Source organism: Streptomyces sp. NPDC041122 (genome assembly GCF_055592445.1).
Genome location: NZ_JBVIYQ010000005.1, coordinates 178,188 through 190,461, shown reverse-complemented (window position 1 = coordinate 190,461; position 12,274 = coordinate 178,188). Strand labels below are relative to the sequence as shown.

The window sequence follows — 12,274 nt, the reverse complement described above, 5'->3', positions numbered from 1 at the left end:
GGGTGTTCGGGCGGGCTGGGGGCCGACCTCTGGAGGGCGAGTGTTCTGGAGGGTGAGCGTTCGCTGTGGGGGTGAGGTGTTCAGGTTGAGGGGGCGCTGAGGGGTGGTCCCGTTGAGGGAGGTGAGGTGTTCGGGGGAGGCATTCGGGGGTGAAATGTCGGGCTGGAGGCAAGGGGACGGGGGGAGCAGGACGGAGGGTGAGGGACGGGGACGAGAGGGGCGATGGAGGCACGGGGGGATAGGGGCGAGAGAGCGAGAGGGGTGAGGGAGCCGCAGGGGTGAGGGGCGAGAGGGGGCGGGGCCGGTCGGGGGGCCGGGGCCTGTCCGCTCACGTTCGTGATCACTTACGCTGCAACCGACGTGCCGAGGCCGGGAGTTGTGTCTCCAGGTCTTGAGGGAAGGGGTGCGCGTCGTCGGAGGCGGTGAGCGGTAAGGGGCGCGCTGTGGGTGTGGCGATCCGGAGGGCCGGGGAGGGCGACCGCGAGGACGTGGTCCGGTTGCTCGATGTGGCGTTCATGGATGACCCCGTCAGCAGTTGGGTCTTTCCCGAGGAGGGGCGCCGGCAGCGGATGCACGGCGGGCTGATGCGGGCGTTCTTCGACATCGCGCTCAGCGAGGGATTCGTCGACGTCACCGAGGACGGTGCGGCCGTGGCGATGTGGTGGTCCATGCCCGCGGGGACGCCCGAGGGCGAGTCGCCGGGGGTGGAGTCGCCGGGGGCGGCGGCTCGTGAGGGGCGTGAGGTACGTGAGGCAGGGACGCATGAGGTGGGGGAGAGCGGGGAGGACGGGCCGGCGATGTTGCGTCAGATCGTCGACCCCGGCAACGAGCGAGTGGAGCTCATCGGGCGGTTGACCGACGCGATCCACCCGACGGACCGGACGCACGAGTATCTGCACCTCATCGCCGTTCATCCGGACCGGCAGGGGGAGGGGCTCGGCACCGCACTCGTAGCCGAGGTGCTCGAACGGTGTGACCGTGAGGGTCGGCACGCCTACCTGGAGGCGAGCAACGCGCGTAGCCGCGATCTGTATGCGCGCCTCGGCTTCACCTTCACGGGGACCACGCTCGACCTTCCCGACGGCCCACGCATGTGGCCCATGTGGCGTGAGCCGCGGGCCTGAGCCTGAGGGGGGCGGTGGCCATGGGGCCGCCTGCCCGGCGGAACCGGGAGTGCGGGTCGGCCCGGGCGCGGTGGCGCCGGGCGATCCCGGTCACGGTTGGGGATTCCTGGTCGTATTCCCGGTCAAGGCCCGGCCGTAAGCGCGTCCCGACCTGCAAGGAGGGCGAGTAACTCCTTCTGGCTCGAGGTCGTTGTCCGTTCCTGGCTCAAGGTCGTCGCCCGTTCGGGACGGTGTCCGAACGCGGCGGTAAGGTCCCGCGGGCCGGTGATGAGGCCGTCCGGGAGGGGATCGATGAAGGTGCGGTGGGGCGTACTCGCCCTGGTGGGTGTGGTGTTGGCGGGGTGCGGAGCAGGGTCCGGTACGGAAGAGGGCGACGCCTCGCTGCCCGCGTACGCGCGAGAGCCCGGAGTGCCGCGCGTACGTAGTGCGGAGGATTTACCTGGACTCCCCTTGGACCGCTATCAGTTCAGCAGCAGGGACCACGAACGTATGGAGCGGGCACGGAATCTGATGCAGCAGCGGTGCATGCGGGCCTTCGGGTTCGATGACTTCCCGCTCGAACCCGACACATTCGGCAAGCCCCGGATGGCGCAGAGCTTCACGTCGTGGGCGTCGTGGGAGTCCCCGTACGGCAGTCTCGACCTCGACCGGGTCCGACGCTGGGGATACGGCTTCGACCCCGAGCGTGCTGAGGCTCAAGTGGCGGAGCTGATGCCGAAGGGGCGGGAGGTGACGGCGCGGGAGGAGCCGGTGCTGAACGGGACCGAGGCCGGGGAGGGCGGGCCCTTAGTGGTGCGTGGACGGAAGGTTCCGGTGGGTGGTTGTTCCGCCGAGGCGGAGCGGCGTACCGGGGCGGGGGCCGGGGGGAAGGATCCGTCGGACTACGTTCTCCGGCGCACCGTGGAGATCGACAAGGCTGTTGCCAGGGATGAGCGGGTCCGCAAGGCGTTCGGTGACTGGTCGCGCTGTGTCGAGGGCAGAGGCTTCAAGGGGTACGGGAGTCCGGCGCGGGCGGCGGGCGACAAGGCGTGGCGGGAGGGCCGCGAGGACGGCAATACGAACCGAACGGAGCGGGAGTTGGGGACGGCCGTCGCCGACGTCGAGTGCAACCGGAAGCTGAACGTCGCCGGTGTGTGGTGGGCGGTCAGCAGCGAGAAGCAGCGCGAGGACCTGCGCCGTGACAGATCCCGTTATGAGGCCGTGCGCAAGGAACAGGACCGGTTGCGGGCCAAGGTGCGTGAGGTGCTCGGCGAGGCGTGAGGGCCGCGGACCGTGGACGTGGATGACGCAGGTGGAGGGCGGGATGCCGCAGGTCGGGGGTGGGATTCCGCAGGTGGGGCGGGCGGTGGGGGCAGGGGAGGCGGGCGTCCGGCGGCCCGTGGGGGAGGCGGGGGAGGCCGGGCGTCAGGTGTGCCGGGGGCGCGTGATAGACACGGGGGATGACGAGCCGCGGCCGGGCGTTCGACGCCGTACTGACTGACCTCGACGGCGTGATCCGCTTCTACGACATGGCCGAGCTGGAGGAGCTGGAGCGCGCGGCCGGTCTGCCGCCGGGCAGCACGGCCGAGGTGGCCTTCCGGCCCGAGACGGACATGCCGTTGATGCGCGGGGAGATCACCAAGGAGCGGTGGATCGAGTCCATCGCGGACGGGCTCGCCGACCGGGTGCCGCCGGCGCGCGGTCATGAGCTCGGGACGACGCTGGCCGAGGCCAAGTTCCGGGCCGACGAGGTGGTGGTGGGCCTGCTCCGGCAGGTGCGTGGGGCCGGGCTGCCCGTCCTGCTCGTCACGAACGCGACGCCGTGGCTCGCCGACGATCTCGCCCTGCTCGGTCTGACCGGGCCGGAAGGGTTCCTGGACGACGTGATCAGCAGTGCGGACCTGGGCATCGCGAAGCCGGACCGCCGGATGTACGAGACGGCGGCGGAGCGGGCCGGGGTCGGGGCCCGCCGTTGCCTCTTCGTGGACGACCGCCAGGAGAACGTCGACGCGGCCGTCGAGCTCGGGATGACCGGCCTGCTCTACCGTGAGCCGGCGGACCTGCGCGAGGTGCTCGCCCCGCTGGTCTGACGGCGGCGGATGTGGTCTGACCCCGGCGGACGTGGGCGGCCCCGATCCCTGGACGGTGCGGGGCCACGCCCTGCCGAGTGCCGAGTGCCGAGTGCCGACCGCTGGCCGCTGGCTGTTGGGCCGACCGCCGCTGGCGCGCGATGCAATGAGTCCCCTCCCGGCAGCAGGGCCCCCCAACTACGGCCCAGGCGCCGTGAGTTGCTCGACGAGTTTGCCGCCCCCCTGCCCTGCGCCTAGTCCTCCAGGAGCCGGGCGTCGTACAGGGCTGGACTCTCTGGACTCTTCATAACCAACTGCGCCGCGCGCAAAGCCTGTTGTCCCGGATCCGTACTGGCGCTCACGAAGGCTCGAGCCGTGTGGCGTGACGCCACTGACACCGGCTCCCCGGCCGGGTGGGAGGCCGGCTCCGCACCCCCGCCCGGCCGCCCGCCCGACCCTCATGGCACCAAGAGAACTACTTGACACTGAGTGTCACGCGGGGCAAGTTGTGTCACATGAGTCATCAGCGTGGCTGGACCGCCGAGCAGATTTCTGATCAGAGCAAGCGCGTCGCCGTCGTCACCGGCGCCAACAGCGGCCTGGGGCTTGCGACCGCCCGGGCCTTGGCCCGCAAGGGCGCGCGCGTGGTCCTCGCGGTGCGGGACGAGACCAAGGGGCGGGCCGCGGTCGCGCGGCTCACCGCCGAGATACCGGGCGCTGCACTCGAGGTGCGGCGGGTCGACCTGGCGGACCTGGACTCCGTACGCGCCCTCTCCGAGCGGCTGCACGCGGATCACGCGCGCCTGGACGTCCTCGTCAACAACGCCGGTCTGATGGCGCCGCCGAAGCGGCTGCTCAGCCCGCAGGGGAACGAGGTGCAGTTCGCCACTAACCACCTCGGCCACTTCGCCCTCACCGGTCTGCTGCTCGACCTCCTGGGGGCCGGCGACGACCCGCGCGTGGTGACCGTGAGCTCGCCCAACCACCGCCAGGGCGAGCTCTTCTTCGACGACATCAACGGCGAGCGCGCGTACTCGCCGATGGGTCACTACAACCAGTCGAAGCTGGCGAACGCCGTCTTCGGCCGGCAGCTCCATCAGAAGCTGACGGCGGCCGGGAGCCCGGTGCGCAGCCTGCTCGCCCACCCCGGCTACACCTCGACCAACCTGCAGACGAGCTCACCGGCGGGCCTGGTGAAGTTCCTGTTCGGGCGCCTGCTGCTGCCGCTCGCCCAGACTCCGGCCCAGGGCGCGCTGCCCATACTTTTCGCCGCGACCGACCCGAGCGTGACGGGCGGTCAGTTCATCGGCCCCGGTGGGATGGCCGAGCTGCGCGGCGCGCCGACGACGGTGGAGCTGGCGCCCCGGGCCGCGGACGCGGAGAACGGCCGCAGGCTGTGGGACCTGTCGGAGGAGCTGACCTCCGTGCGCTTCGCGTTCCCGGCCGCCACCCGACCCTGAGCCGCAGGGTGCCGCCCGCCTTCCGCACCCACGACGAAGCGACGGCCGCGCATGGTCGGGTCACCCCGGACGAGGCGCTGGCCGGGCCCCGGGCGAGGCGCCTGCCGGGGCCGCCCGGTCGAGACACCAGGGCGGCCCACCACATCGCGTGAGCGCATCCGGGTCGAACGGCCGTCCGCGCAGTCATTACTGTTCAGTTCCGTTGGCCCATACGAAAGAAGGCGGCGGATGAACGCGAACGGATCGGCGCAAGTCGCCCTCGCGGCACGGTTCGAGGAGCACAGGCCCCGGCTGAACGCGGTCGCGTACCGCATGCTCGGCTCGCTGAGCGAGTCCGAGGACGCGGTGCAGGAGGCGTGGTTCCGGCTGAGCCGCACCGAGGGGGGACCGGACGCGGGTGAGGTGCAGAACCTCGGCGGCTGGCTCACCACGGTCGTCGGCCGCATCTGCCTCGACCTGCTGCGTTCGCGGCAGTCCCGGCGCGAGGACTCCCTGGACGCCTCCCTGCAGGCTTACGGGGACACGCACATCCCCGACCCCGTCGTGACCCGCGTGGACGTGGTCGACCCCGAGCAGGAGGTGCTGCTCGCCGACTCGGTGGGCCTCGCCCTCCTGGTCGTACTGGAGACCCTGGCGCCCGCCGAGCGGCTCGCGTTCGTGCTGCACGACATGTTCGCCGTGCCCTTCGACGAGATCGCGCCCGTCGTGGAGCGCTCGGTGGCCGCGACCCGGCAACTGGCCAGCCGGGCGCGGCGCCGTGTGCAGGGCTCCACGCCGGCCGCCGAGACCGACGTCGCCAAGCAGCGCGAGGTCGTCGAGGCGTGGATGGCCGCCACCCGCTCCGGCGACTTCGACGCGCTGCTCGAACTCCTCGACCCGGACGTCGTGTTGCGCGCCGACACCGGCGAGCTCACCTCGGGTCTTTCGAAGGTGGTCCGGGGCATCTCGGCCGTGGTCGGGCAGGCGGCGATGTTCGCGCCGAGCGCCGCGGAGAGCCAGCACATGGTGCTCATCAACGGTATGCCGGGTCTCATCGGGCTGCCCGGCGGCCGGGTGGCCTCGCTGGGGTCGTTCACGGTGGCCAACGGCAAGATCGTGGAGATCAACATCCTCGCGGACCGCGAGCGGCTGCGGCGTCTCGACCTTCCGGAGATCCCGATCCTCGATTCCTGACGCCGGCCCGGCCGACCGGGCTGGCCGGGCCGACCGGGCCGGTGGGCGGTCGTGGGCCGTCACGTCATCGAGTGACGGCCCCCCTCCCGCCCTTCACAGCCCTCGTGCCTCTCGCGGCCCTCCCGCCTCTCCCATCCCTCCCGTCCCTCGCGCCCGCCGCCCTGCGTCCGCCGCACCACCCGCAGCAGATAGTCCTTGCGGTGGAGCGGATCGTGGTCCGTGCGGCGGCGCGCCGGGACCGTGCCGCCCCGTACCGGCTCGTAGTGGTCGAAGGCGGTCTCCCACTCGCCCTCGCCGCGCGTCAGTCCGGGAAGCAGCTGCTCCAGGGCGTGCACGTGCTGAGCGGGCACGTCCCCTTCCAGGCGGTACGAGGCGCCGTCGGCCGAGGGCGTGTGCGGGACGGCCCGCAGCCGGGCGAGGGCGGGCAGGACCGCTCCGACCGTGTCGGCCGGCACGTCGAGCACGAAGCGGTGCATCGGTTCGTGCACCGTCGTGCCCGCCGCGCGCAGCGCGTCCATCAGGACGAGCGGCGTGAGGTTGCGGAAGTCGCCCGCGGTGCTCGACATGCTCTTGTCGAACGTGCCGTGGGCGTGACTCTGCCGCGGCCAGTACCCGGCGTGCGTCATCGTCACCGCGCAGTCGGGGACGCGCCAGCCGTGGACGCCCTGCAGCAGCGTCTCCCGGACGGTCTCCTCGACGGCACGGAAGAACGCGTACGGCATCGAACCGAGCTCGACCCCGAGCCGGAACGTCACGCCGGCGCCCACCGGCGCGGGCTCGACCTTGAGGCCGACCGTCGCGAGGAAGGGGTTCGGCTCCTTGTCGATGATCTCGTACGCCGAGCCGGTGCCGACGACCCGCTCCACGCAGATCGTCGTGGTCTCGTGGAAGGAGACGTCGAGGCCGAAGTCCGCGGCGAGCGTCGCCTGGATGACCTCCTTCTGGACCTCGCCGTAGAGCGAGACCGACACCTCCCCGCGGCTGTCGTCCTGCCGCAGGTCGATCAGCGGGTCCTGTTCGGCGAGTCGGGTGAGCGCGAGGTGCAGCGCGCCGCGGTCGGCGGGGCGCAGCGGGGTGACGACCGTCTCCAGGGTCGGCGGCGCGAAGAAGCGGCCGCCGGGGTCGACTCCCTTGCGCGGTACGCCGATCACGTCCCCGACGCGGACGTCGCCGAGCCCCCAGAGCCTGCCGATCCGCCCCGCCCGGACCTCCGCGGCCCGCACGTCCTCGCCCCGGTCGAAGACGCGCACGGCGGTCACCTTGCCCGCGCCGCCGTCTTTGCCGGCGCCCGCACCTGTACTCCTCTTGGCGTTCGCGCCGTCCCCACCGTTGCCGGTGAGCACGCTGTCGCGCGTGCGGATCGTGCCCGAGAACATGCGTACGTACGCGATCTTCTCCCCGGCCGCCCCGCGCTCCACCTTGAACACGCTCCCGGAGACCGGGCCTTCGGCGTCCCCCACGGCGGCGGGCAGCAACTCCCGGATGCCCTCCACGAGTTCGGGAACTCCGGAGCCGGTCGCCGCCGAGCCGAAGAAGACCGGGTGCACGAGGGTGTCGTGCGTCTGACGGACCAGTTCGGTGCGCAGCCGCTCGTACGGGAGGGGCGCCGCGCCGTCCACGTACGCGGCGAGGAGCGCGTCGTCGTGACCGGCGAGCACCTCGGTCAGCCGGGCGACGAAGCCGGCGTCCCCGTGCGCTGCCGTGTAGCGGGCCTCGCGCGTGCCGATGCCGTCGACCGTGCCCATCGGGACGATGTCCGGGGTCAGCCGCTCGGCGATGTGGTCCAGGACGCCGTCGTACCGGGCGCCTCGCCGGTCCGTCTTGTTCACGAAGATCAGGGTGGGGATGCGCAACCGCCGCAGCGTCCGGAACAGGACGCGGGTCTGCGCCTGGACGCCCTCCACGGCGGAGACCACGAGCACGGCACCGTCGAGCACGCTCAGGACCCGCTCCACCTCGGCGATGAAGTCCGGGTGGCCCGGGGTGTCGATGAGGTTGACCGTGACGTCGCGGGCGGCGGAGACATTCGCGCCAGGAGTGACAACCATTGCGGCGGTGGCATCCGTAGCGGCGGTGACGTCCGCTGCGGGGGTGACATCCGTGGCGGGGATGACGAAGGAGACGACGGCGGATTTGATGGTGATGCCGCGTTGCCGCTCCAGGGCGAGCGCATCGGTGCGGGTGTTGCCGTCGTCGACGCGGCCGATTTCGTCGATGACGCCGGCGGTGTGCAGAAGCCGCTCGGTCAGGCTCGTCTTACCGGCGTCGATGTGGGCCAGAACGCCCAGGTTCAGAATGTGCGGGGCAGATGAATGCACGTACCGTCATGTCCTTTGCGGAAGTGGAAATTCCTTTCGTGTGGGACATGCACGAACGCCGCATTTCCGTCTCCTCCGCAGATTCCGCCGGACTCTCGCCGACGCGCACCAGTGCAGCAGTCGGGCGTCGGACGCGGCAAATGAATTAGCGAGGGGGACGTGTGTCCAAGGGCCACCCCTGCGCGGGTGCCGCCGCTGCCGCGCCTCGCGTCGACCCCTGCGCGCCTGCCCTCACATCCGCACTCGCTCTCACGCCCGCACCCGCACCCGCACCCGCACCCGCTTCCGCCCCAGCCCCCGCCTTCGCACCCGTGCTCAGCGTCGCGACCCCGTGCCGGGCCGCCAGCCGGAGCACGATCGCCGCGTACGCGCACACCGCCGTCACGTCGACGGCCACATTGAGCCAGTCCATGTCCGCGGCCGTCTCGTCCGAGGCGAGGCCGCCCGCGACGGCGGCCGAAACGCCCATCGACAGCAGGTTGTTGACGACATGGAGGCCGACCGCGGCCTCCAGCCCGCCCGTACGGACCGTCAGCAGCCCCGCAACCAGGCCGAACACCACGAGATCGGCGAAGCCCCACGGCGTTCCCCAGCCGTGCGCGGCGGCGAACAGCAGCGCCTGCGGCAGGACCGCCACCCACGGCGAGCGGACCCACGCCCCCACGGCCTGGGTGAGCCAGCCCCGGAAGACGTACTCCTCCGCCGACGCCTGGAACGGCACGAGCACGCACACCAGCGCGAGACCGAGCAGGAAGTCCGGCAGCCCCGCCCACTCCGTACCGCCCGTACTGCTGCCCGCCGGCTCGGGCAGCAGCATCATGATGCCCAGCGACGCGGCCATCACCGGCAGCCCGACCACCAGGCACCGCGCCAGCCAGCGCCACCGCGGCCGGCCCGTCACCGACGTCAGCGTGCCCGCCGGGCGCCGCTGCGCCCAGCGCGCGGCCAGGAACACGACCGGTGTCAGCAGGGCGAGCGACAGCAGGCTCTGTCCCGTCTCCCCGATGCCGCCCCAGACGCGCAGCCCATCCCCGTCGACGGGACGGTCCAGGAGCGCGCCCGCGATCTCGCCGAACATCACCACCACGAGCGTCACGACGAGGGTGCCGCCGAGCACCACACCGGTCCCGGCCAGCGGACGCCACCAGCGGTGCCGGCCCGTCACGTGGGCGAGGCGGTGGTAGGGGAGTGGTTCGGGAGCGGGGAGGGGCTCGGGGGCGGGGAAGTACGGGCCGGGCGCATACGGGGGGCGGCCCGGGAACGGCGTCGTGGTCATGCCCACCAGCATTCCGGCGGTGAGCCGCCGTCGCGTCCGCCGCCCGCACGATCGTGATCTCCAACCTGGGATAGACCTGCCCCGCGCGCACTCCTCCCGGGCCGCTTCCGGCTTCCTTCCGGCCCCCCTCTGCCCCCTCTCCGTCTCCCTCCCAGGGCGTGCGGGACGGGCATAGCGGACTTCCCGGCGGAAGATCACCCTCCGTATCATCGGGGCCACCATGGAACGGATAGGTGACGGGCGGTCGGCGCGTGACCGGCGGCCGATGCGGGGCGGGGAGTCGGCGCGTGGCCGGGGGCTGGTGCGGGACTGGCTGCTGCCCGTCCTGCTGACGATCCAGCAGCTGGCCTACTGGCCGGGCCGCGCGCTGCTCGACCACGAGGCGGTGGGCGCCGGCCGACTCGCGGCGGGGCTCGCGGCCGCGGTCGTGATCACCGCGGGACTCGGCGTACGGCGGCGCCGTCCGGTCGTCGCCGCGGTCACCGTCGAGGCGGCGCTGGTGGCCTGTCTGCCGCTCCCGGAGGACGCGACCCTGCTGCACGCGGTGGCCCCGCTGGTCGTCCTGTACTCGGTGGCGGTGCGCCGGCCCGGGCGGACCGCCGCCCTCGTCGGGGGCGCCCTCGCCCTCTGCGAGTCGGGCCGTTCGGCGGTGCTGCTCGGGTCGGGACTGGAGGCGGGCGGCGAGGCCGTGCTCAACGGCGTGCTGTTCCTGGCCGTGGCGGGACTCGGCCGCACCCGGCGCCGTTGGCTGGCCGGGCGCCGGGCCGCGGCGCGGGAACTGGCGCGGGCCGAGGCGGAACGGGGCCGGGCCGCCCTCACCGAACGCGAGCGTCTCGCCCGCGAACTGCACGACGTCAGCGCCCACCACCTCACCTCGGTCGTGGTCACCGCGGACGCCGCGCTGCGGCTCGGCGCGCGCAGGCCCGAACTGACGGCGGACGCCCTGCGCTTCGCGGCGGACTCGGGCCGCGAGACGCTGACGGCGCTGCACCGCCTGGTGGCGATGATGCGGGACCCGGCGGCGGCCGGCGAGGAGAGCGGCCTGCGGGACCGTGTCGACGAACTCGCCGACGGCTTCGCCCGCCTGGGCCCCCGCCCCACGGTGGACATGACACGTGACCTGGCCCCGCTGGCGGGCCCGGTGGCCGACGCGACGTTCGCCATCGTCCGGGAGGCCCTCACGAACGCGCTGCGCTACGCGCCGGGCGCGCAGGTATCCATCCGCATCCGGACCGCCGAAGCCGACGGCGCGGTGGAGTTGAGCGTGGAGGACGAGGGGGCGGGCGCCGTCGGCACCACGGATGCCGGTGGCGCCCGGCGGTCGCTCGGGGTCGGGTCCGGGTGCGGTACGGCGGGGGTGGGGGAGCGGGCGGCGGCGTCGGACGGCACGTTGGCGGCGGGGCCGAGCTCACCTGGCGGGGCGGGTGTGGCCGGCGCCGGTGGGTGGTCGCTCGGGGCGGGGCGGGGTACGGCGGGTGTGCGGGAGCGGAGGGCGCTGGACGGGGGCGCGGAGGAGGCGGGGCCGTGCCCGGGTGGCGGGGTGGGTGCCGAGGACGCCGGTGGTGACCGGCGGTCATGTGGGTCCGGGTGCGGTACGGCGGGTGCGCGGGTGCCGGGGTCGGACGGGGTCGCGGAGGAGGCCGGGTCGGGTTCGGGTGGTGGGTGGTCGCTCGGGGCGGGGCGGGGGACGGCCGGTATGCGGGAGCGGGCGGTGGCGCTGGGCGGCACGTTGGGGGCGGGGCCGCGTCCGGGTGGCGGGGGCTGGGCCGTGCGGGCGCGGCTGCCGCGTACGTCCGGAGTTCTGCGCGAACGGGCCGCACGCCACGCCGTGCTGCGCGGCCTGGACCTGTCCGACGGGGCGGTCGCCCTCGCCGCGGTCGCGTTCCCGCTCTTCCTCGTCGTCGCCGAGGACCCGGGCTCGGTGGTGTCGGCCGCCGGACCGGCCGTCGCGCACGCCCTGCCCCTGCTGTGGCGGCGCCGGGCCCCGTGGGCGGTGCTCTGCGCGGTCCTCGCCACCGCGTGGCTCCCCGCGCTCGGCCTCGCCTTCGGGCTGCTGTCACCGGCCGTGGCCCTGAGCCTGCTGGTGACGGGCGCCGGGGCGGAGTGCGCGGCGGTGTACGCGGTGGCGGCGTTCGCGGGTCCGGCGCGCCGGACGTGGCCGGTGACGGCGGTGGCCGCCGCCGGGCTCTCGCTCTCCTCGATCGCCCTCGCCACGGCCGACGGCAGCCCGGACCTCGGGGCGGACGGAGGCCTCGGCCTGCTGGTCTTCCTCGCGGGCATCCTCGGCACGGTGTTCCTGGTGCCGATGGCCGCGGTGTGGGGCCTCGGCGCGGGAGTGCGTACGCGCCGCGAACGCGTTCGGGCATGGGAGGACCACGCACTGACGGCGACGGTGTGGTCGGCGGTCGCGGAGGCCCACGAGGAGCGGCGCCGTATCGCCGGGGAGCTGCGCGGCGAGGTCCTGCGGCACGCCGACGCGGTGGTCTCCCGGGCGGAGGCGGGCGACCTGGACGGGGTCGCGGAGGAGGCGCGGGCGGGGTTGTCGGCGATGCGGGATCTGCTGACGGCGCTACGGGGGGTCACGGCTCCGGGCCCCCACGGTGCCGTTGGTGCGTCCGGTGCGTCCGGTGCGTCCGGTGCGTCCGGTGCGTCCGGTGCGTCCGGTGCGTCCGGTGTCTCCGGTGTCTCCGGTGTCTCCGGTGTCTCCGGTTCGCCCGTGGCCCCGGACCGTGACCCGCGCGCCCGAGCTGCCTACGCCTCCCCCGCCCCCGCACCGGAGCCACCGGGAGCGGTCTTGTCTCCCGTATCCCCTCAGGCTCTTCCGCCCTCTCGGAACCCTTGAGACCCCCACACCCCTCGTAACTCTTGAAACCCC

8 protein-coding genes are annotated in these 12,274 nt (G+C 73.4%); 6 read left to right on the top strand and 2 right to left on the bottom strand.

Annotated features, from left to right (window positions below; translation table 11 throughout):
- The first annotated feature begins 443 nt into the window (after window positions 1-443).
- From ACZ6B8_RS19720 to ACZ6B8_RS19700, 5 genes are all read left to right on the top strand, one after another.
- Window positions 444-1,124 (top strand): GNAT family N-acetyltransferase, encoded by a 681-nt coding sequence (locus tag ACZ6B8_RS19720; protein ID WP_471608013.1) that lies wholly within the window; start codon window positions 444-446, stop codon window positions 1,122-1,124.
- Window positions 1,125-1,613: 489 nt separating this feature from the next.
- A complete protein-coding gene (locus ACZ6B8_RS19715) occupies window positions 1,614-2,384 on the top strand; it encodes a hypothetical protein (RefSeq protein WP_471608012.1) in 771 nt (256 codons plus the stop codon).
- 179 nt (window positions 2,385-2,563) lie between these two features.
- A complete protein-coding gene (locus ACZ6B8_RS19710; RefSeq protein WP_471079378.1) occupies window positions 2,564-3,193 on the top strand; it encodes an HAD-IA family hydrolase in 630 nt (209 codons plus the stop codon).
- Window positions 3,194-3,687: 494 nt separating this feature from the next.
- Window positions 3,688-4,632 (top strand): oxidoreductase, encoded by a 945-nt coding sequence (locus tag ACZ6B8_RS19705; RefSeq protein ID WP_471608011.1) that lies wholly within the window; start codon window positions 3,688-3,690, stop codon window positions 4,630-4,632.
- A gap of 228 nt (window positions 4,633-4,860) precedes the next feature.
- Window positions 4,861-5,805 carry a sigma-70 family RNA polymerase sigma factor gene (locus tag ACZ6B8_RS19700; protein ID WP_471608010.1) on the top strand — a complete coding sequence of 315 codons (945 nt, stop codon included), beginning with the start codon at window positions 4,861-4,863 and terminating at the stop codon, window positions 5,803-5,805.
- Between the two features lie 59 nt (window positions 5,806-5,864).
- On the opposite strand, the gene ACZ6B8_RS19695 is transcribed toward ACZ6B8_RS19700, so the two are convergent.
- Window positions 5,865-8,123, bottom strand: a complete 2,259-nt coding sequence (locus tag ACZ6B8_RS19695; RefSeq protein ID WP_471608009.1) for a GTP-binding protein — start codon at window positions 8,121-8,123, stop codon at window positions 5,865-5,867.
- 145 nt (window positions 8,124-8,268) lie between these two features.
- Window positions 8,269-9,399, bottom strand: coding sequence for a lysostaphin resistance A-like protein (locus ACZ6B8_RS19690; RefSeq protein ID WP_471608008.1), 1,131 nt, complete (start codon window positions 9,397-9,399; stop codon window positions 8,269-8,271).
- 220 nt (window positions 9,400-9,619) lie between these two features.
- Between ACZ6B8_RS19690 and ACZ6B8_RS19685 the strand changes: the two genes are divergently transcribed.
- Window positions 9,620-12,241 (top strand): histidine kinase, encoded by a 2,622-nt coding sequence (locus ACZ6B8_RS19685; protein WP_471608007.1) that lies wholly within the window; start codon window positions 9,620-9,622, stop codon window positions 12,239-12,241.
- The last annotated feature ends 33 nt before the right edge of the window (window positions 12,242-12,274 follow it).

Bases quoted from the DNA above. Each gene is read 5' to 3' on its own strand.
- ACZ6B8_RS19705 (WP_471608011.1), top strand. From the start codon at position 3,688: ATGAGTCATCAGCGTGGCTGGACCGCCGAGCAGATTTCTGATCAGAGC.
- ACZ6B8_RS19710 (WP_471079378.1), top strand. From the start codon at position 2,564: ATGACGAGCCGCGGCCGGGCGTTCGACGCCGTACTGACTGACCTCGAC.
- ACZ6B8_RS19715 (WP_471608012.1), top strand. From the start codon at position 1,614: ATGGAGCGGGCACGGAATCTGATGCAGCAGCGGTGCATGCGGGCCTTC.
- ACZ6B8_RS19700 (WP_471608010.1), top strand. From the start codon at position 4,861: ATGAACGCGAACGGATCGGCGCAAGTCGCCCTCGCGGCACGGTTCGAG.
- ACZ6B8_RS19690 (WP_471608008.1), bottom strand. From the start codon at position 9,399: ATGACCACGACGCCGTTCCCGGGCCGCCCCCCGTATGCGCCCGGCCCG.
- ACZ6B8_RS19685 (WP_471608007.1), top strand. From the start codon at position 9,620: ATGGAACGGATAGGTGACGGGCGGTCGGCGCGTGACCGGCGGCCGATG.